The sequence below is a fragment of the Schaalia odontolytica genome, from assembly GCF_005696695.1.
Taxonomy (GTDB): Bacteria; Actinomycetota; Actinomycetes; order Actinomycetales; family Actinomycetaceae; genus Pauljensenia; species Pauljensenia odontolytica_C.
In genome coordinates, this window is record NZ_CP040006.1 from 1,289,062 (window position 1) to 1,310,391 (window position 21,330).

At 65.1% G+C, this 21,330-nt stretch carries 16 protein-coding genes; 1 reads left to right on the top strand and 15 read right to left on the bottom strand.

Annotation, left to right across the window (positions count from 1 at the left end):
* Positions 1–105: 105 nt before the first annotated feature.
* From rpsD to aspS, 11 genes are all read right to left on the bottom strand, one after another.
* Complete coding sequence (rpsD, locus tag FBF35_RS05680) at positions 106–729, bottom strand: 30S ribosomal protein S4 (protein ID WP_016461734.1); 624 nt, start codon at positions 727–729, stop codon at positions 106–108.
* 119 nt (positions 730–848) lie between these two features.
* Positions 849–2,192: a replication-associated recombination protein A gene (locus FBF35_RS05685; protein ID WP_060567344.1), complete on the bottom strand. Its 1,344-nt coding sequence runs from the start codon at positions 2,190–2,192 to the stop codon at positions 849–851.
* Positions 2,193–2,202: 10 nt separating this feature from the next.
* The gene (locus FBF35_RS05690; protein ID WP_060567345.1) at positions 2,203–3,519 is read right to left on the bottom strand and encodes a hypothetical protein; all 1,317 of its coding nucleotides are present in this window, start codon (positions 3,517–3,519) and stop codon (positions 2,203–2,205) included.
* Between the two features lie 205 nt (positions 3,520–3,724).
* On the bottom strand, positions 3,725–4,810 hold the full coding sequence (locus FBF35_RS05695; protein WP_241772575.1) for a hypothetical protein: 1,086 nt from the start codon (positions 4,808–4,810) through the stop codon (positions 3,725–3,727).
* A 330-nt stretch (positions 4,811–5,140) separates the two neighbouring features.
* The gene (locus tag FBF35_RS05705; protein ID WP_060567347.1) at positions 5,141–5,935 is read right to left on the bottom strand and encodes an ABC transporter ATP-binding protein; all 795 of its coding nucleotides are present in this window, start codon (positions 5,933–5,935) and stop codon (positions 5,141–5,143) included.
* Positions 5,932–6,981, bottom strand: coding sequence for a FecCD family ABC transporter permease (locus FBF35_RS05710; RefSeq protein ID WP_060567348.1), 1,050 nt, complete (start codon positions 6,979–6,981; stop codon positions 5,932–5,934). Before FBF35_RS05710 ends, FBF35_RS05705 begins: the two co-directional genes overlap by 4 nt.
* Positions 6,978–7,973, bottom strand: coding sequence for a FecCD family ABC transporter permease (locus tag FBF35_RS05715; RefSeq protein ID WP_060567349.1), 996 nt, complete (start codon positions 7,971–7,973; stop codon positions 6,978–6,980). The genes FBF35_RS05710 and FBF35_RS05715 overlap by 4 nt, the downstream gene beginning before the upstream one ends.
* A gap of 36 nt (positions 7,974–8,009) precedes the next feature.
* Positions 8,010–9,047 carry an ABC transporter substrate-binding protein gene (locus FBF35_RS05720; RefSeq protein ID WP_060567350.1) on the bottom strand — a complete coding sequence of 346 codons (1,038 nt, stop codon included), beginning with the start codon at positions 9,045–9,047 and terminating at the stop codon, positions 8,010–8,012.
* A gap of 87 nt (positions 9,048–9,134) precedes the next feature.
* Entirely contained in the window at positions 9,135–10,319 is a 1,185-nt protein-coding gene (locus tag FBF35_RS05725) for an enterochelin esterase domain-containing protein (protein ID WP_060567351.1), read from the bottom strand.
* 4 nt (positions 10,320–10,323) lie between these two features.
* Positions 10,324–10,941, bottom strand: a complete 618-nt coding sequence (locus FBF35_RS05730) for an L-threonylcarbamoyladenylate synthase (RefSeq protein ID WP_048673009.1) — start codon at positions 10,939–10,941, stop codon at positions 10,324–10,326.
* 74 nt (positions 10,942–11,015) lie between these two features.
* The gene (aspS, locus tag FBF35_RS05735) at positions 11,016–12,821 is read right to left on the bottom strand and encodes an aspartate--tRNA ligase (protein WP_007590527.1); all 1,806 of its coding nucleotides are present in this window, start codon (positions 12,819–12,821) and stop codon (positions 11,016–11,018) included.
* A 102-nt stretch (positions 12,822–12,923) separates the two neighbouring features.
* On the opposite strand from aspS, the gene FBF35_RS05740 reads away from it, so the two are divergent.
* Positions 12,924–14,336 (top strand): MFS transporter, encoded by a 1,413-nt coding sequence (locus FBF35_RS05740; RefSeq protein ID WP_187348936.1) that lies wholly within the window; start codon positions 12,924–12,926, stop codon positions 14,334–14,336.
* Here the strand turns inward: FBF35_RS05740 and FBF35_RS05745 are convergent.
* From FBF35_RS05745 to hisS, 4 genes are all read right to left on the bottom strand, one after another.
* Positions 14,324–16,492, bottom strand: a complete 2,169-nt coding sequence (locus tag FBF35_RS05745; RefSeq protein WP_060567352.1) for a DEAD/DEAH box helicase — start codon at positions 16,490–16,492, stop codon at positions 14,324–14,326. The genes FBF35_RS05740 and FBF35_RS05745 overlap by 13 nt on opposite strands.
* Positions 16,493–16,722: 230 nt before the next feature.
* The gene (locus tag FBF35_RS05750; RefSeq protein ID WP_060567353.1) at positions 16,723–18,291 is read right to left on the bottom strand and encodes a GTPase; all 1,569 of its coding nucleotides are present in this window, start codon (positions 18,289–18,291) and stop codon (positions 16,723–16,725) included.
* 17 nt (positions 18,292–18,308) lie between these two features.
* Positions 18,309–19,961, bottom strand: coding sequence for a dynamin family protein (locus tag FBF35_RS05755; RefSeq protein ID WP_060567354.1), 1,653 nt, complete (start codon positions 19,959–19,961; stop codon positions 18,309–18,311).
* The gene (gene hisS, locus FBF35_RS05760) at positions 19,962–21,314 is read right to left on the bottom strand and encodes a histidine--tRNA ligase (protein WP_060567355.1); all 1,353 of its coding nucleotides are present in this window, start codon (positions 21,312–21,314) and stop codon (positions 19,962–19,964) included. It lies immediately after the preceding gene.
* Positions 21,315–21,330: the final 16 nt, after the last annotated feature.

The window sequence follows — 21,330 nt, forward strand, 5'->3', positions numbered from 1 at the left end:
ACGGTTGGCGCCGCTCGCGGCACATCGGCGCGCGCAATCGGACAGTGGAATGAAAGAAAAAACCGCGCCCCCGAGCGTCGCTCGGGGGCGCGGAGTTGACTAGTGTCAGCGCGAGTAGTGCTCGACGACCATCTGGACGTCGACGGTCACGGGGACCTCAGCGCGCTTGGGGCGACGCACCAGGGTCGCCTTCAGGCGGGCGAGGTCAACGTCCAGGTACTCGGGGACGGCGGGCAGCACGTCGCGGTGAATACCCTCAGCGGCGATCTCGAAGGGAACCGTGGTCTGCGACTTCGGCTTGACCTGCAGGGTCTGGCCGGGCTTCACGCGGAACGACGGACGGTCGACGATCTTGCCATCAACGAGGATGTGACGGTGCACAACGAACTGGCGGGCCTGCTGGATGGTGCGGGCGAAGCCAGCGCGCAGAACGAGGGCGTCGAGACGCATCTCGAGCAGCTCGACCAGGTTCTCACCGGTCAGGCCGGCGGTGCGACGGGCCTCCTCGAAGGCGCGGCGCAGCTGCGACTCACGGATACCGTACTGAGCGCGCAGACGCTGCTTTTCCTTCAGACGAACGGCGTAGTCGGAATCCTGGCGGCGGCGGGTGCGACCGTGCTCACCGGGGCCGTAGGGGCGCTTCTCGAAGTAGCGAACGGCCTTGGGGGTCAGAGCCAGACCGAGGGCGCGGGACTCGCGCACCTGCTTGCGGGAACGATTCGTTGCCATGTTTCTTCTTCCTGTTTCTCATGTCATGCCGGGAATCCCAGCATGGGGCCAACTCCAGGATCACCTCGATCCGTCGGCTAAGGCCCCAGGTGCCCGCTGGTGCGGACAACTGTTCCATCCTAGCGTCTTTTCAGCAGATTGCGAATCACACCGAGCCGCTTCGTGAGCATCGCCTCATGTCCGTTTTCGGTTGGCTCATAGTAACGGGCGCCTTCCAGGTCATCCGGGAGGTACTGCTGCGCGGCGACGTGGTGCGGCTGATCGTGCGCGTAGAGGTATCCGTCGCCATGCCCGAGAGACTTTGCACCGGCATAGTGCGCGTCACGCAGATGCTCCGGTACCGCTCCCCCACGTCCGGCGCGCACGTCGGCGATCGCGCGGTCAATCGCTAGGTACGTCGCATTCGACTTTGGGGCTGTCGCCACGGCGACAACCGCCTGGGCGAGAAGGAGACGCGCCTCGGGCATACCGATGAGAGCAACGCCCTGCGCGACACTCACACACATCGTGAGAACCTCGGGAGCCGCCATCCCGATTTCCTCGGAAGCGGCGATCATGATGCGCCGCGCAATAAAGCGCGGGTCTTCCCCGGCCTCGATCATGCGGGCGAGATAGTGCAGCGAGGCGTCCACATCGGACCCGCGCATCGACTTAATGAACGCGCTTGCTACGTCGTAATGCTGATCCTTGCTCCATCGAACCAGGGCTTGGTTCGCCGCAGCCTCGACGCTCGCGACAGTGATCTCGCCAGAGCCGTCATCACTGGCAACACCTGCCGCCGCCTCGAGGAGAGTCAACGACTTGCGCGCATCCGAGCCCGCCAGACGCACGAGGCCGGCCACGGCCTCGTCCGTAATGGAGAAACGCTCCGCGAGACCCCGCTCATCGACCAGCGCACGCCGGATCAGCCCCTCGATTGCATCCGCGTCCAGGGGACGCAACGTCAGCAGGAGCGAGCGTGAAAGCAGCGGCGAAATAACCGAAAAGGACGGATTCTCCGTCGTCGCCGCGACGAGAACGACCCACCGATTCTCAACCGCCGGAAGCAGGGAATCCTGCTGCGACTTAGAAAAGCGATGCACCTCGTCGACGAACAGAATCGTCTCCTCTCCCCCACTGGCGAGGGTTCGACGCGCATCATCCACGACCCGCCGAACGTCGCTCACACCGGAAGAAACGGCGGACAGCTCAATGAAACGTCGCCCCGACGCGCGCGCGATCAGATAGGCGAGGGTCGTCTTACCCGTGCCCGGCGACCCCCACAGCACCACTGAGGAAACCGCGACACCGTCACTCGAACCGGGCGACAGGAGGCGGCGGAGCGGCGCCCCCTCACCGAGCAAGTGAGACTGCCCAACCACCTCGTCGAGGGTCGTCGGACGCATACGAACGGCGAGGGGCGCGCCCGCGTTGAAAGCAGGCACGCCCGACTCGTCGACAGATTCAGAATCAAACAGATCCATGAAACCTAGCTTAGGACAGAGTGACTCCACTCGAGGAAGAGCCGATCTTAGGACCAGAGAGAACCTGGACAACCACGAGGCCGCCGAGGATCAGCATGCAGGCACCGGCACCGAGCAGGTATCCGTTGAGTCCCTCGGACTCATCGCCAGCGAGCGAGGAGGACAGCATCTCCGCATGAAGCTTCACGGCGCCCGATGCGTCAACCGACGAACCATTCGCTGCTGCACCGACAGCGGAAGCAACCTTAAATTCGGCCCATCCGACGAGCTCGTGCGAGCGGTTTGCGACAACGACCTTGTACTCACCGGTCGGCAGACCCGTGAGGTCCATGGTGACCTTGTTGGAGTCCTCGACCTGCAGCCAGCGGGCCTCGCCAGTCTGCATGATGTTGGCGCTCACCCAGTCGCCGACGGCAGCCTTCTCCGACGGCACGTTGATCGTCAGCTGGCCGGCCGTGAAGGCTGCGCTGACACCACCCTTATTCGAGTCGTTGAGCTGGGACACGTCACTAATCGGCGAGACGGGGGTCTCAGACGGCTGCGAAGCGGTCGCAGATGCAGACGGAGTGGGCGTGGGGGACGCGCTCTCGGAAGGAGTCGGGATCGGGCGCACGGCCGGCAGCTGCGGGTCATCGGGCACCGGTGCGGGAGCGGCGGAAGGCTCCGTCGTGGGCTCAACGACCGGGTCCGGTGCGGGCACCGGAGCGGGATCAGCGGTCGGCTCGCTCGTCGGAGCGGGCTCGGGATCCGTCGTGGGGGCAGGCTCGGCCGTCGGCTCGTCCGTGCGAGCGGGCGGAGCCGTCGGACCATCGGTAGGCGCAGCGGTCGGGTCCGCGGTGGGAGCGGGTGTCGGATCGTCGATATTGTCCGTGTACGGCGTGTAGATGCTCACCGTGCCATACATGGGGTTGGGCTCGACACCCGAAGTATCACTGCGGTAGAACACGACGGTAATCCAGTGCGTCTCCCCCGGCAGCCACTTCACGCCCTCAACGTTGTTCGTGCCGTCTGGCACAGGCGCGTAGATATCCCATTCCTTCAACGACTGAGCAGCCCACAGATCGGGGTCCGAAGGCGTCACCGTCTCGCCATCGCGCTCGAAAGTCGGACGGGTGAGCGGGGTGACACCCCCATGATCGAGGATGAGTCCCCAGTGCCCGGTTTCGGCGAACTTGGCCGCGAAATCAGCATTGTTCGCGATATTGACCTTGATCTTGTCCCCCGCCCGAAGGGCGTAGTGCGGTATTGCGTCATCGGCGCGCGCGGCGAAACCGGGGATCGCGAGACCGATGCCCGCAAACAGGAACAACGCCATGAGCAGGCTCATGACCCGACTGCGACCGACGAAGCTCCGAGCGGCTATGGCAGACGATGCTCGTCCGTGCTGCATACCGTTCTCCTTAGTGACTTAATCCGCAGAAACTATTGTATCGGATCAAGAGTAACAGGCGTAACGCGCAAATGCTAAATCCCAACACACACCATGTGGTTAATGCACAAATTCCCAGTGCATTGCCGCAGGTGTGCGACCTTTAGCGCAGCAGTCCGTGCGAGCGGCGAACAATGCTGACCGTCACGATCGCTCCGAGAAGGGCGAGGAGACCGCCACCTGCGAGGATCCAACCGTTAAGGCGAGACTCCTGCTCGCGAACAGCCTGGTTCGTGGCCTGCTGCTCCGAATGAGCCTTGGGGCCGATCTGCGACGCAGACACGCTCTCCTGCTCCGCGGACGGAGAGGGGGACGGGGCGTCAGCGTTCGAACCTGCGTCACCGCTAGCACTCGAAGAAGATCCGTTGCCGCCGGAGGAAGCCGCAGACGAGGCCGAGGCGGAGGGCGTCGGCATCACCGACGAGCGCGAGGTATCCGATGCATCTGCTGAGGGGGTCGCGCGAGGGGACGGCGATGCAGCCACAGTCGAGGGGGCGCTGGCCAACGCGTCGCTTGCCGCATCCGTAGAAGCATCATCGGTCATATCAACATCGGGCTTCGCAGCATTATCTGCCGCATTGTCCGAGGGAGACTCCGTCGGTCCGTCAGTGACCACATCAGAGGGCGCATGACCATCAGGCTCAGTCGACGGCTCATCCGCGGGCTCGCGAGAAGGTTCGTCCGTCGGCGTCAGAGAGCACACATGTGCCTGCGCAGTGGCCTCAATGACCGTCACAGACACCTGCACGTAGGTGCCGGTCACGCCGTCGCCGATCATGATCGAGTGCTCGGACCCAACCGCCCACGTCGACGGCAGCTCAATGTCGGCACTAAATGCGCCGGCGGTCGACACTTCGGCGACGCTCCACGCAGCCTTATTACGAGCAACAGCCGCGGGAACCCAGGCGGGAAGAGTGACGCCGTCGGGGCGAACTTCCTGCCCATCGTCGAGCGTGACGATGACAAAGCCGCGAGATGTCTCAGAACTAGCGCCCCAGCCAGACCCCTCCACATGAAGCGGAGATCCAACAGGAATGACCGACGAAACGACGATGGATGCACCCTCATCAGCAGCGGTGAGACACTGTCCGCCCACGCCGACAACTCCGTCAACACTGTATGCGGGCTGCGCAGCGACAAACACTCCACCAACAATGGAAGCAGACGCGGTCAGAGCCAGTAGAGGCATGCGCAGTCCCCTACCGTGCGATCGCATCTGTGTCGTCATCTGTGTCCTTTTCTATCTCGACGGGATATCGCGCGCTAATTGGCTTCACCAGGCCCAGAATCAATATGTCAGTGTCCGAGTAACCACTAGCTACAGACACCATACTATTGCCTGATGACTGTTCCGCAATTGCGAACAACAAGCAAATTACCGGAACATGCAGTCAAAACACGTTTTTATCAGGAAATATCGGCCTTCTAGCAACCTGTTGTGACTTATATTATCCAACAATCATGGGCCTGCGTGACCCGCCGGTCAACATTTGAGATATTGGGGATCACAACACACTGGTCATCGAGTCGGAATCACCAGTGGCGATCCCGTCTCAGGGTCATCGATGATCCTGCACGGCACACTGAAAACGCGTTCAATAAGATCTGCCGTCACAACGTCGCGCGGCGCACCCTGGGCCACGATCTCACCGTCCTTCATGAACACGAGGTGCGTCGCGTAGCGGAATGCCAGATGCAGGTCATGCAGGACGGCAACGACCGTCACGCCATCCCTATGGAGGCGCTGCGCCAAACGCAGGACTTCCAGCTGGTGATTGAGGTCGAGATACGTCGTTGGCTCATCAAGGAGCAGAATATCCGTCGCCTGGGCAAGAGACATCGCGATCCACACGCGCTGACGCTGTCCACCCGACAGCTCGCCGACGCGTCGCCCCACCAGGTCGGCGACCCCAGCGTCCTTCATCGCGCGAGCCACCGCCTCGTCGTCCTCAGTGCTCCACTGATGGAGCACCGACTGATAGGGATAGCGGCCACGAGCAACCAAATCCTCGACAAACATGTCGCCCGGAGCAACCGACGACTGAGCAAGCAAACCCAATCGACGCGCAAGAGCCTTCTGATTCATGTCGGCAACGCTTCGTCCATCCAGCGCAACCGCACCGCGTCGCAGGCCGAGCACGCGGGCCAGCGAACGCAGGAGCGTCGACTTTCCGCAGGCGTTCGGGCCAACGATGACGGTCAGTTCGCCTGGCAGGACATCCAGAGAAAGTCCTTCGAGGATCGGGGCATTTTTTCCATAGCCGACAACAATGTCCCGAGCACTCAGCCCACTGCACACAGCGTTCTCACTCACGATCTCACCTCACGAATCAACAACCAGAGAAGGTAGACGCCTCCAACAACGCCCGTCACGACGCCAACGGGAAGCTCGGCCGGAGCGACGAGCCTCTGTGCGCACACGTCTGAGACCAGCACAAGTAGAGCACCAACGAGGGCGGACGATGTAAATCCGACTCCCCCGCCGCCACACAGCCGGTGCGCGACATGAGGAGCGGCGAGAGCAACAAAAGCAACAGGCCCCGCCACCGATGTTGCGGATGCGACGAGTAGGATCGCGACGACGATAAGGAGCATACGGGTGCGACGTACTCGCACGCCAAGCCCCGTCGCAACGTCGTCGCCCATCGCGACGAGACCGAGGGGCACCGCGAAGACGGCGCACACCACAACGACAGCACCGATCACGATCAGCAAAGGCATCAGACGCGTGATAGTGACGCCGGAGAATGAGCCGGCACTCCAGAGCTGGGCACGCTGCGCTGCTTCCAGCGGAGCCTTGACGATCAGCAGCGAATTGACAGCACGCAACGCCGCCGAGCAGCCAATGCCGACGAGCACGACGCGAATACCCGTGACTCGCATACCACCCGCGCATGCGAGAATGACCGCACCCGAAACGAGTCCGCCGAGCAACGCCCCCACCCCAGTGACCGTGGGGCTCGAGCCCAGGATGATGATCGCAATCAGGGCGCCGGTCGCGCACCCCGTCGACAGACCGACGATGTCAGGGCTACCGAGCGGGTTGCCCGAAATCGTCTGGAAGATACGCCCGGCGATTCCAAGCGCTGCGCCGACAGCAATCGCTGCGAGCATGCGCGGCAGGCGCACCGACTGTACGAAGTAGACACCCAGGAAATCGTCCCGGGGCCCGCCGTCTCCCAGAAGACGACGGAACGAGTCACCGGCACTGAGTCCGTAGTCCCCCAGAGTCAAAGAATAAACGGCTAACGTGGCGAGGAGAATAAATCCGATGAGCACGACGGCGGCGCTGCGCCGGTGCACGCGCACCGACAAACGGCGCAGCGAAACGGTCTTGTAGCGCGAGGGAGCTGGCGTCATGACATGCCCTTTCCGCGCGCGCCCAGGATGAAGAACGGAGCACCAATCAGAGCGACGATGACACCCACGGGAACCTCGGACGGGGCGAGCACGAGGCGTGAGACGACATCAGCACCGCACACCCAAGCGGCTCCGACCACGATAGACCAGAGGGCAATGGCGCCCTGTCGGGCTCCGACAACACGCCGCACCATGAGCGGCACCGCGAGGCCGACGAACGTGAGGGGCCCACCCAGAGCAGTCGCTCCCCCAGCCAGTGCCGTCACTGCGACAACCCCGAGCACACGGATGAGTCGCACACGCACTCCGAGGCTTACCGCGGCGTCGTCGCCGAGTGCAAGGACACCCAGTGCCGATGTAATGAGAAGCGCAACCACTGCGCCGACGGCGATCACTGCACCCGCGCTCGCCACCGAGGCCATGTCAACGCCTTCCAATGATCCCGATGCCCAGTATCGGAATTCGTTGAACGCAAACTGGTTCGCGGCGAGAACAGCCTGAGTGAGTGATGCAAGAGCGGCCGATACAGCAATGCCTGCCAGAGCAAGGCGCGATCGGGATCCTCCCCCGCTACCGGAAATAGCGAAGACGAGACCGGCGGCCACCCCCGCGCCGACGAGCGAAGCGCCGAGCGTCGCCGCGCGGGTGGCGACGCCACTCGCAGCCGTCACCGTTACAACAAGGAAAGCAGCACCGGCATTGATGCCGAGTACCCCAGGATCGGCGAGAGGATTTCGCGTCATCGCCTGCATGATGGAACCTGCCAGCCCCAGCGCCCCGCCGATCACGAGCGCGGCGACGGTGCGAGGAACACGCAGTTGCGTGACCACCTGTGCGTCCTGGCTGGCTCCGCCGTTCACGAGCGCATCCCACACCACGTCGGGAGCAATCTGGCGCGACCCCAGAGCAAGGGACGCGAGGGTGACGAGGACAAGCGCCAGCGTCGCCACTGCGCAGGCAATGGCGACGCTGGTGATGCGACGTGTCGTCATGTTAGGTCATCGACCCGGTGTGTTTGTCCATCGACCTCAGGAGGCCGGGACAAACTGGGCCTCGATACTCGAGATGATACCGTCCATGAGGAGGTAACCACCGGTGGAGGTCCAGAGGGACCCGTCGACGGGAATGACGTGGTTCGCCTGGACGGCGCCGAGGGAGTCGAAACCGACGGTGTTCTTCGCCTCTTCGAGGGCAGCGGCCGAGGCCTCGACGCCCGTGTTACCACCGGCGGAGGGGTTATTCACCGAGGCCTTGCCCAGCGTGCCGAAGAAGATCCAGTCGGCGTCGATCTGATCGATGTTTTCCAGCGAGACGGGTTCGGAGTGGCCCTCGCCGTCACGATCCTGGTTCGCGGGACGCTTCATGCCGAGCGCGGTGAGAGCCTGTCCGGCGGGCAGCTCCTTGAGGATGAGGCCGGCGCTATCGCCCTGCCAACGCACAACCGAGTAGGTCTGATCGAGGTAGCCGGCGTCCTTCAGGCGGGCGCTGACGGAGGCAACGTGCTTGTCGAATTCCGCGAGCTTGGTCTCAGCCTGGTCGGCAAGGCCGAGCGCGTCGGCCGTCAGGGTGAAAGTCTCGCGCCAGTCGCCGCCCTTTTGCGTGGTGAAGAAGACGGGCGCGATCTGACTCAGCGCGTTCAGCGTTTCAGTATCGTTGTTCTTCACCGACGTGCCGTCAACGAGAATCAGGTCAGGGTGCGCCGCACCGATGGCCTCGAGGTTGGGAGTACCGATGGAGCCCAGAATCGGGATGTCACCCGCACGATCGACAAGGTAGTTGGCAACCGTCTGCTGGCCACGGCCCGAGACGACACCAATCGGGGTCACACCCAGAGCGAGCGCGTTGTCGGTCGTCGGTTCAGAGAGCGTGACAACACGGCTGGGGTGCGACGGCAGGGTAACCTCCTGGCCGGACGCGTCGGTGACGGTGCGCGTCGCAGAGCTCTCGGACATCGCGGAGGCCTCGGGGGACGAGGCCGGAGCGGGCTGGTTGGACGAGCAAGCTCCCAGAGCGAGAGCGGTCAGAGCGACGCCAACGATGGCGCGAATTCGCGTCGACAGGTGCACAGGTGTCTCAATTCAGTCGATCTTATCAGGTGCATAGGTAAGCCTAACCTATAGACCGCACATTGACCTGGGCTGTCTCACTGCTGGTCAGCATGTGAGAGGGTCCCATTCATCAAGGGCGCGGACGAGGCCTTCGCGCCACCATGCCACATCATGCCCACTGCAATAATGGTCGAGCTCCACGGCTGTGCCCTGACTCCGCAGGAGCTCGACGCAGTCGTCCACCACCGGACGCATCGTCTCTTCCAGCGTGCCCACCTGCAGCCGTAGCCGCACATTCCGGCGCGGCTCCACCGACCCCGCACGCAGGTCACCCATCAACATTCCTTCACCAATGCCTCGTCGCGCGCCTCCCCACCACAGTGACGGAGACTGGGCGACCGCACAATCGAGGGGAAGATCACTGCGTAGCGCCGCTTCCAACACAGCCAGACCGCCGTAGGACTGGCCTGCGACCATTACGGGCCCCGCACCCGCCTCATCACACACTGCCTGCAGTAGAGCACCGACGCGATCCGCATCGGTCAACTCCGCCTCGCGCTCGTCCAGATCTCCCGCGTCGATCGTCACGACGCGCAGGCCGGGATAACGCCGAGTCAACCAGCCGACGCCGTTACCCCGCCAAATCTCGCCATCGAAGAGGATGAGCGTGCACGTCGGATCCGCCTCGCCGTCATACATGACGATCCGCCGCTGCCGTGTGTGCCCCAGCCGGGCACTGATACGCGTACCAATCTCATGTTCTCGCGGAGCACGCATCCAAGGCGCTGACAGGTCCTCCGACGGCCACACCACCCGCGCATCGGGCCCAACGAAGAGTGAGGCGGCAGCGCCTCGCCCGTTCACGACTCTCAGGGGATTCGATTCATCCGGGGATGCTTCCTCAAGGAATCGTATCCACTCCCCCATGTCCCTGAGCACCGCGGGGTCGAGGCCCGACGGACCGACGATCACCTTCTGGTAGCTGAGGATCGCATCCGCGGGAAGCGCGCACACGAGCGCCCGAGCATCCCCGTGCCCGGACCCCACCGACATGCGAAAGTCGTCGAGATGCTCGCGCGCCCGATCCGTAATCGTGTTGAGGATGACGTAGCAATCAGCCGCAGCCTGGGCACCCCACTGGAAGGTCACGCGTACGGCGTCGACCCCATCGACGACGAGCCGAGGTCCGACGATCGGAAGCCCGTCGGCGTAACGATAGATGCCGTCCGACGCCTCCCAGCGCAGCCGGCAAAAACCGGTGCGCGAAAAAGACGCCTGCTCGAATGCCACGCGATCAGTCGAAGAGCGAAATGTCGCCCGCACCGACGCGCGCGACGACAGCGTCCCCGCCAGCAAAGTCAATGACCGTGGTCGGCTCGGCGACGCCCACGGGACCCACAACCACCAGATCAACCTGGTGTCCGATGCGATCATCCACGTCGAAGCCGTCCGTCAGCGGCTCTTCCTCGCCCGGCATGATGAGCGTCGAACAGGCCAGGGGCTCACCCAGCGCCTCGACGATCGTCTGCGTAATGACATGATCGGGGATACGCACGCCCACCGTGTGCTTCTTCTTGTTCAGCATGATGCGCGGGACCTCCTTGGTCCCCCGCAGGATGAACGTGTAGGGTCCGGGGGTGAGCGCCTTCATGGTGCGGAACTCGTGATTATCGATGATCACGAGCTCGCCCAGCTGCGCAAACGAGTGACACAGCAACGAGAAGTTGTGCTTGTCATCGAGCTTACGGATGGCACGGATCGTGTCCATACCTGCCTTGTTGCCCGCCTTCGTGGCGATCGCATAGCCGGAGTCGGTAGGCAGCGCGATCGTACCGCCGCGTTCCAGCAGGTCAACGACCGTGTTGACCAAACGTGCCTGCGGATTCTCAGGGTGCATCTCGACGTACGACATGTACCCATTGTGCACGAAACCCCCACCGGTCGGTAACCGATGGGGGTTCCGTGGACAAAGTCACGGACGAGGAATCACTTCTCCGATTCTTCGGAGGCTTCCTCACCGCGCTTCTTCGGCTTCGCGTCGACGCCAGCTTCCTTACGCTGCGCGGGCGTAATCGGGGCCGGAGCCTCGGTCAGCGGGTCGAAACCGCCACCGGACTTCGGGAAGGCGATCACGTCGCGGATCGAGTCGGACTTCGTCAGCAGGGAGACGATGCGGTCCCAACCGAAAGCGACACCACCGTGCGGCGGGGCGCCGTACTTGAAGGCGTCGAGCAGGAAGCCGAACTGCGTCTGGGCTTCCTCCTCGCCGATGCCCATCACGTTGAACACGCGGTTCTGGATGTCACGGCGGTGGATACGGATAGAGCCGCCGCCGATCTCGTTGCCGTTGCAGACGATGTCGTAGGCGTAGGCCAGCGCGTTACCCGGGTCCTTGTCGAAGGAGTCAACCCATTCGGGCTTGGGCGAGGTGAACGCGTGGTGGACGGCGGTCCAGGCGCTGTGGCCCAGCGCGACGTCGCCCTCGGCCTCGGCGTCGCCGGTGGGCTTGAAGAGCGGAGCGTCGACGACCCAGGTGAAGGCCCAGGCGTCGGGGTCGATCAGGTCGCAGCGCTTGCCGATCTCAAGGCGGGCCGCGCCGAGCAGCTCACGCGAGGGGGTGGGCTTGCCGGCGGCGAAGAAGATGCAGTCGCCGGGGTTGGCACCGGTCGCGGCAGCCAGGCCCTCGCGCTCTGCCTCGGTGATGTTCTTGGCGACGGGGCCGCCCAGTGTACCGTCCTCGGCGATCGTGACGTAAGCAAGGCCCTTGGCGCCGCGCGCCTTGGCCCACTCCTGCCACTTGTCGAAGGTACGACGCGGCTGCGAACCGCCACCGGGCATGACGACGGCGCCCACGTAGGGAGCCTGGAACACGCGGAACGTCGTGTCCTTGAAGTACTCGGTGAGCTCGGTGAGCTCGAGGCCGAAGCGCAGGTCAGGCTTATCCGAGCCGTAGCGCTCCATCGCGTCCTTGTAGGTCATGCGCGGGATCGGCGTGGACAGGTCGTAACCGATGAGCGCCCACACATTCTTCAGGACGTCCTCAGCGACCTCAATGACGTCGTCCTGGTCCACGAAGCTCATCTCGATGTCGAGCTGGGTAAACTCGGGCTGACGGTCGGCGCGGAAGTCCTCGTCGCGGTAGCAGCGCGCAATCTGGAAGTAGCGCTCCATGCCAGCCACCATGAGCAGCTGCTTGAAGAGCTGGGGCGACTGGGGCAGTGCGTACCAGGAGCCGGGCGACAGACGTGCCGGGACGATGAAGTCGCGGGCGCCCTCGGGGGTCGAACGGGTCAGGGTCGGTGTCTCGATCTCGACGAAGTCGCGGGCGTAGAGCGCCTCACGGGCAGCGCGGGAGACCTTCGAGCGCAGGCGGATCGCGTACTGCTCGGGCTCACGACGCAGGTCGAGGTAGCGGTACTTCAGGCGGGTTTCCTCGCCCACGTTGCCGGAATCTTCAGCATTGGAGGACACCTGGAACGGCAGGGGTGCGCTGGTGTTCAGGATTTCGATATCGTCGCCCATCACCTCGATGGCGCCGGTGGCCAGGTGCGGGTTTTCGTTGCCCTCGGGGCGAGCGCAGACCTCGCCGGTGACCTTCAGGACGAACTCGGAGCGCAGCTCGTGGGCGACACGCTCGTCGCGGACGACAACCTGGGCGATGCCGGACGCGTCGCGCAGGTCGATGAACGCCACGCCACCGTGGTCGCGACGACGATCCACCCAACCGGTGAGCGTCACAGTCTGACCGACAAGGTCGGTGCCGAGGGTTCCAATGTTGTGAGTGCGGAGCACTGTGATTCCTTTCGTAGTTACCATCCGCGAGACAGGCGGCGGCAGTGTCATTGTACGCCTGCCTTCCGAAGAGTCGCGCGTGCCGCGAGTACGATAGTGAACATGCCAACCGCCGAGCCCGCCTCTCCTTCCCGTACCTCCTGGACGACGTCCGAAATTGGCTTGGCCATCGGGTCGGTTCTCCTCATTACGCTCGTGGCCTTCGAGGAGCTCGCCGCCACGACGATCATGCCCGCAGTCGTCCAGTCTTTTGACGCTGCCGCCTGGTACCCGATCGCCTCGGGCGCGGCGTTGGCGACGCAGCTGAGCGCCACCGTGGTCGCGGGCGCGCTGGCGGATTGGAAGGGACCCCGTTTTGTCCTGCTCGCGGGATTGGTTCTCTTCGCTGTCGGTTTGGTGGTGTGCGCCGCGGGCACAAACGTGGTCATGTTCGTTGTCGGCCGCGCGCTTCAGGGGCTCGGCGGCGGCCTGCTCATCGTCCCGCTCTACGTCCTCGTCGGTGCGGTCGCTTCCCCTCGTCACCGTCCCTCGTTCTTTGCGTCTTTCTCGCTGGCGTGGGTTCTCCCCTCGCTGGTCGGCCCCGCGATCGCAGGCCACGTGACCCAGGAGTGGGGATGGCGCTACGTCTTTGGCGTCGTTCCGCTCTTGGTTGTGATCGCAGCGGTCCCGATTGCCTACGTCCTGCGCTCGATCCCGACTGCACAGGGCCAGCGCTCCCCCATGCTCGCGTCCCTCTCGCGAGACGCCGGGCTTGTCGGAATTGGCGTCATGCTGCTCCAGCTTGCGGGCGCCCTGTCCTCGCCTTTCGCGCAGTTCGGGGTCTTCGCCCTCGGCGCGTGCATCACCGCCTGGGCACTGCCCCGCCTCCTGCCGCGCGGAACGTTCATGTCCCGCCGCGGCATGCCCTCGGCGATCCTTGCAAGGCTGAGCGCGATGGCCTCGCAGGTCGGCCTCGCAGTCATGATCCCGCTCATCCTCCAGCGCGTGCACGGATGGTCCGAGGCCTCCTCCGCCTGGTGGGTCACACTCGGGTCGATCACATGGGCTATCGGCGCGGTCGGCCAGGCACGCGTTCACGATGCACACCTGCGCCGCCGGCTCCCGGTCATCGGCGGCGCGCTGATGGCCATCGGCGCGATCCCCGTCGGAGCCCTCCTGTTCCCCACGATACCGGTCTGGGTCGCCCTCATCGGCTGGCTGTTCGTCGGCCTCGGCGTCGGTCTCGTTCACGCGCCTCTGTCCGTTATGGCACTCGAGGTGACCCCCGAGGCCAAGCACGGGCGCGTGGCCTCTTGGCTGCAGGTCGCGGATTCGGCAGGACCAGCCCTCGAACTCGCCCTCGTGTCCGTCGCCATGAGCGCGTGGGCCGCCACCGCCACGGTGGGCGGGGCAGCCTACGCTCCCTACTGGGTGATTGCTGCTGTGCTTGCGATCCTCACCGTGGTCGCGGTGACGCGGCTGCGTCCCTCATCGGAACGCGCCACGGGTGAGGCGGCTAGCGCTCAGTCGTCGTAACGACGCTTGCCGAAGTGGCGGCGTCCGCCGTCGCGGCTTCCGTCGCGGTCCCAAGCGCCGTCGCGGCCACCCTCGCGTTCGCGGCGGGCGCGCTTGATGTCCTTCTCCCAACGCTCGGTGCGAACGCTGCGGCGCGGACGGGATCCGTCGCCCTTTTCGAAGCGGTGCGGACGCTTCTCATCACGGTCTCCGAAGCGGCCCTCTCGATCACCGTAGCCACCGCGGCCTCGGTGATCTCGGTCGAAGTCGCGGCGCTCACGGCGCTCAAATCCGTCGCGGTCACCGTGAGAACGGCCGCCGGGGCCCTCATCGACGCGGATGCGCAGCTGGCGGCCAGACACGTATCCCTTGGAGATACGGGACAGCTGCTCGCTGGACAGGTCCGCGGTGATGTCGACCAGTGAGAAGGTCGGGTAGATCTCGATGTTGCCGATGTCGCGGCCGTCGATGCCGCCCTCGCCAGCAATGGCGCCAACGATCGAACCGGGCTTGACGCGGTCCTTCTTGCCCACCTCGATGCGGTAGCGGGTACCGGAGCCGGGTGCCGGGCGGCCGCCACCGCGACGACGAGCTCCGTTCGCGCCGCCCTTGAGCGGGCGGTCCTTGTCGCGACCAGCCTCGAAAGTGGCGCCGACGAACTCGCCGGACTCGTCCAGCTGTTCCTCGCGGCGGATCTTCCCGTTGCCACGGCGATCCTTCTCGACGCGCGGGGCCGGGCCCTCGTCGCCGACGGCCGTCGCCATGAGGGCGGCGGCGATGTCCTCGACGGAGATCTCATCGCCGAGGTCGGCGAGCAGACGCTTGTACATGTCGAGACGGCCGCGCTCAATACGAGCGGACAGGCCCTCGAGCAGACGGCTGGCGCGGAATTCGGAGACGGCTGCAGGCGAGGGAATCTCGACCTCTTCCATCTCGGTGCCCGTCAGCTTCTCGATGCGGCGCAGACGGCCGTGCTCACGCGGGGTGAAGAACGTCAGCGCGCGGCCCTCACGGCCCGCACGGCCGGTGCGACCGATGCGGTGGACGTAGGCCTCGGGCTCACGCGGAACGTCAAAGTTGACGACGAGGGAGATACGTTCGACGTCGAGGCCTCGGGCGGCCACGTCGGTCGCGACCAGCACGTCGAGCGAGCCGTTCTTGAGGCGCTCGACCATGCGCTCGCGCTCGGTCTGAGCGACGTCGCCGGAAATGCCGGCTGCACGGAATCCACGGCCCGAGAGCTCCAGCGACACCTCTTCGACATCGGCGCGCGTGCGCACGAAGACGATGGCGGCGTCCGCCTCTTCCTGGCCTTCCTTGATGTGCTGGGCGCGGGTAGCCAGCACGCGCGAAAGCGCACCGATCTTGTGCTTGTAGGGCACCACCGCGTAGGTCTGATGGATGGTGTCGACCGTCGAGGACTCGGTGGAAACCGCAACCTTGACCGGATCCTTCAGGTGCTCGCGGGCAACCTTCTCAATGGCAGCGGGCATCGTCGCACTGAACAGTGCGGTCAGTCGATCATCCGGGGCGCTCGACGCAATCGTCTCGACGTCCTCGGCAAAGCCCATACGCAGCATTTCGTCGGCCTCGTCGAGGACCAGCATACGCACGTGCGACAGATCGAGGGCGCCCTTCTCGATGAGGTCGATAACGCGACCCGGGGTGCCGACGACGACCTGAGCGCCACGCTTGAGCGCACCGATCTGCGGGCCGTAGGGAGAGCCACCGTAGACGGGGACGACGTCGAGGCGGGCCGTACGTGCGGCGAAATCCTCGATCGCCTGGGCACTCTGCATCGCGAGCTCGCGCGTGGGGGCCAGGACGAGAGCCTGCACGTTGCGCTCGTCCGCGTCAACAATCGCTAGGAGCGGCAGGCCGAAGGCAGCGGTCTTTCCGGTACCCGTCTGGGCGATGCCGACAACGTCGCGCAGCTCCAGCAGCGGCGGGATGGCAGCTGCCTGAATCGGGGTGGGGACGCGGAATCCCATGTCGGTGACGGCCGCGAGGATCTCCTCGGGCAGGCCGAGGCTCGCGAAGGTCACGGTATCCGTGTCCTCTTCGTCCGCGCGGTCATCGTCGAGGTCACGATCATCGTCGAGGTCGTCAATATCGTCGGCAATCGCCGTCATCTCACGCTCGTCGTCAGCGCGTTCCGTGAAATCGTCAGAGGGCATAATTCATCCTTGCGTGGTGCAATCGGTGTCAGCAAAACCATCGGGGCGGGCCTACTCGGCTCCTCGGCGCGGCCTCACCCATAACAACAAATCCCGCATCCCGCGGGCACCATAACAAGGGGCAGCGCCTCATCGCTACAACCAGCATACCCTCGCAGGCAGCTGACAGAGGCGCGTGGTCGGCGAACTCACTGTCAGCGAATCGTCCGCCCGTTGCGACAGGACGAGACTCAGAGGGGCAGGCGAGCGAGGAACGAGGCGATCGTCACCTGTCGATTGTCCTCGGAACGCAGGGGAGCAACGACGAGTCGATCGACCGCATCGCGGCACAGTCCCCGCAGGTCACGCATCACAACGCGCCGACGCCGCGACGCAGTCCACCGGGCGAACGCCCGGCTCGCACACGCGCAGAGCACCGTGATCAACAGGCACAGCGCGACCAGTGCCGTCGGAAGCGGAATCGGCCCGAGCGCGGGGACCCGGACATCGATGAGGACAGCCCTGCCCAGGTGCACGAGGACGATCCACGCAACACCGATAACAACGCCCAGCCAGGCGAGCAGCTGGGCACCACCCAGCACACGGCAAAGCGCCGGGGCTCCGGTCGAGACGCGAATGTGCTCCGCAACCTCACGATGCGCTGCGTCCGGGACCTCTCGCGCCCCGCTAAGCGCACGCTCGACCAGCGCCGCACGCCAACGGGCAGGACGCGCCTGCGCGCGCTCCCCAACCGCCCCCCGAACAGCGTTGACGAAGGCAGCTTCATCGGAGGCGGACCGAGTCGGCAACGTCGGAGTCGTCGCCCCCTCGGCACGCGACTCATCGTCCAGATGTAGGCGGCGCAGCGGGTCCACACCCGTACGCGCCAGCCAGCGCAACGGCAGCCAGCCGCCCGCCCGGCGTCCGGCACGCAGCGTCGAGTCAGCCACGGCCTCGGCGATGATCGGAGCACCCGCGAGATCGGCGGCCGTGCCAGCCAATTCGGCGGCCAGACCCTCGGTCTCGAGGCCACGGACCGTGCCGGTCAGTTCCAAGGACTCGCGCAGTATCCGGGAGGCCTCACGCAGCGCAGCACGCGCGCGCGACGCCTGGCGTGAGACCCGCTCGGCCTCGCGCGTCAGGTGCTTGATGAGAGTGCGCATCCCTTCGCCCGACGTCGCCGACACCGCGAATACCTCGGCGTCAGCCATGCCGCGCTCGCTCAGCAGACGACGCAGATCCTGCTCGATCGCATCACGCTCGGGCACGGAAATGGTATCGATGTGCGTCAGGACGACCGTCACCGAGGCATGCGACGAGCGCAGACGCACCAGCCACTCGTCGTGCAGACGCGCGTCCGCATACTTCTGCGGGTTGACGACAACGACGAGCGCGTCGACGCGCGACGCCAGACGATCGGCGATGTCCGCATGACGTGCATCAACCGAATCAATGTCCGGCAAATCAACGACGACGGTGTCGCCAGGCAGCGCTTGCGGCGCCTCCACCCGACGACCGATATCCAGCCACCCCAGCAATTCCTGCGGTTCTCGGCCTCGCGGCAGCACGGCGCACGCCTCGTTCGTCGTGGGGCGCCGAACACCCGCAGTGACGACCTCTCCCCCACTCAGCGCGTTGACGAGGGAGGACTTGCCGGCACCCGTGCCTCCCAGCATGCCGATAACGCACCAGGACGGGTCGACCTCGCTGCGTTCGGCCGTCACGTCAATGAGATCGCGAATGTGCGCCAGAGTCTGCTGATCGAGGTCCGGTGCTGCCAGGGTGCACATCTCGTCAAGCTGCTGGGCAGCCGAAGCCACGGGGTTCGATGCTCGCCTCACGCCAGCACCTCCCGGGCTCTCTCCTCGGCCGCCGCCAGCTTGTCGATGAGAACCTTGTCGGAAGCCCGATCGAGGCTCGCGCTCACCGGGGCAACGACATCCGACAGAGACTCTGCGGCGAGGCGTTCGAGCGCCGCACGAGCCTGCTCGGCCAGCGATCGAACCGTGCGTTCGCCGAAATAGGCTTCCAGGATTGTCTGGGACAGGGCGGCCGATGCCCCGGCGATACCGACTTCAACACCGGTGAGACCACCGGTCATCGTAAACGCGGCCACCATCAGCGAGACCGTCACGACGTTGATGCCGCCCGCAAGCATGCGCCCACTGACGCGCGAGGACTCGGCCTGGCCACGAATGATCTGCGTGACCTCGCGTGTCCACTCCTGCGCGACTGTGCGTGCGCGCTGCTCCGCAGCATCGACGTCGAGCAGCTCATCGAACGAAGACGTATCGACGACGATACGCGCCCTGCGCAGGGACTCACCCCACGCCCGGTGGTATTGGTCCGCCAAACGCTGCGCAAGGCCTCCGGTCAGATCGCGCTGCACCTGAACGTCCGGCGCTGCCTGTCCACGGAGTGCACCCATCACGCGCGAGCTCAAACCAGAAAACACACGCGAGACGGTCTTGGACATATCCCACGAGCCCAGTACCTCGGCGATGCGTGCGCTTACTTCACCGCGCAGTACGTCATCACTCGACGAGGAGGACACTTCCCGGGCATAGGAAGAAACGAGCTGCTCGATATCGCCGGCTGCGGCCTCGAACTCGCGGTTGCGTTGCCTCGCAGCCTCCAGTGCGCGCGTCGTCTCCTCCAACGACGAGGCGACGGCCCCGGACAGCGATCGACGCACGATAGCGGCACGTTCCTCGGTATCGCGTCCGATTTCCTCCAGGTAGGAGCCGATCGGCGCGATTGCTTCCGCGGGCAGGCGCCCGTCGCTGAGCGGCTGTTCCTCGACCGTATGAATCGCGACCTCACCCAGGCCACGCCGGCGAGCCAACGAGGCCAGATCCTCGCGAATTTCCTGCGCTGCCCCGGCGGGGACGCGGTTGAGCACGATGGCGACACGCAATCCGCGGCTCGCGGCTTCCTCCAGGTGCTTCCACGCCACCGCATCCGCGTAGCGGGCCGCGGTCGTGACAAACACCCACAGATCTGCACCGTCGAGCAGCTCCGCAGCCAGGCGACGGTTTTCGTCCTCGACGGAATCAATGTCCGGGGCGTCCACAATACCTACGGCGGGCCACAGCGTCTCCTCGACAGCGATCGTGATCGCGTCGAGGCTATCCCCACCCGAGCCCTCGCTCTTCGCCAGTCTCGGCAGCACTCGGTCCGACATGAACCAGTCGCGTGCCTTGGGCGCGCAGACCAACACGGGGCGCCGAGTCGTCGGACGCACCGCGCCCGCCCGACTCACGTTTCGGCCAAGCAACGAATTGACGAGCGTCGACTTACCGGACCCCGTCGAGCCACCGACGACCACGAGCACAGGTGCATCCGCGTCCTCGAGGCGCGGCAACACGACGTCCTGCAGGCGTCGCAGCGCGCGCTCCGCGTCGCCACGACTCCCGTCCGGAATGGCATGGAGCGTTTCCTCGAGGGCATGCGCCAGCGAGCGAGCTGCTTCAACCGCCGTGAGGGACACTCAGTCGGTCACCTTCTCGATAGTGGGGACCGCGTCGGCCTCGGGTAGGACCCACGTGTGCGGATCGGCCTCCACCTGCTCGCCACTGCGAATGTCCTTCACCGTGTCAGCGCTGCCCTCCTCGCCCGGGAACCAGACGAAGGGGATGCCGCGCTTATCGGCGAACTTGATCTGCTTGCCGAACTTTGCAGCGCTGGGAGCAACGTCTGTTGAGATGCCGCGCGAACGCAGCACAGCGGCAATCGCCTCCGAGCGCTCACGCTGTTCCTCCGCGATGACCGCGATGACGACCGCCGTAGGCACCTTGCGAGAGGCCCTCACCATCGGCGCAGAAATCATGCGCGACACAAGGCGCGAGACGCCGATAGACAGGCCGACGCCCGGGTAGGTGCGCTTGCCGTCCTTCGCCAGGGAGTCGTAGCGTCCGCCCGAGCAGATCGAGCCGAGGTCCTCATGGCCTTCGATCTCCGACTCGTACACGCTGCCCGTGTAGTAGTCGAGGCCACGAGCGATCTTGAGGTCCGCGACGACCGCACCCGGCATCCGCTTGTTCGCGGTATCGAGGAGCTCGGTCAGCTCCTTCAGGCCCTCGTCCAGCAGTTCGCCGCCCACACCGAGCTCGGCCAGACGCGCGCGCACCTCGGAAGAGTCAGACGTGCGAATCTGCGCCATCTGGAGCAGAACGGATGCCTGGTCGCCGTCGATGCCGGACTGAGCCAGCTCGGCGGCCACACCCTCCGGGCCGATCTTGTCGATCTTGTCCAGGCCGCGCAGGGCAGCCTCAACGTCCGTGACCCCGAGGGATTCACACACGCCCTGAACGACCTTGCGGTTGTTCACGAGCACGCGCACGGGCGGGATCGGCAGGTTGTTCAGAGCCTCGGCCATCACCAGCGGCAGGTCCACCTCGAAGTGGAACGGCAGCTCGCCGTTACCCACGACGTCGATATCCGCCTGCGTGAACTCGCGGAAGCGACCGTCCTGGGGACGCTCGCCGCGCCACACCTTCTGGATCTGGTAGCGCTTGAACGGGAAATCCAGCTCGTTCGCGTTCTCGACCACGTAGCGGGCGAAGGGAACGGTCAGGTCGAAGTGCAGACCCATGCCCTTGTCCTTGGGAGCGCGTGCGCCCGCCGCCGCAGCCTTCAGGGCCTGCAGGCGGTCGAGCACGTAGATCTCCTTGGAGGTCTCGCCCTTTGCTTCCAACTGCTCGAGGGTCTCGACCGCACGGGTTTCGATGCCCGCGAAGCCGTGCAATTCAAACACGCGACGCAGCTCGTCGAGGACGTGCATCTCAATGATGCGGCCCTCCGGGAGCCATTCGGGGAAACCTGACAGGGACGTGCGAGCCATTGAGCGTTCTTTCTAT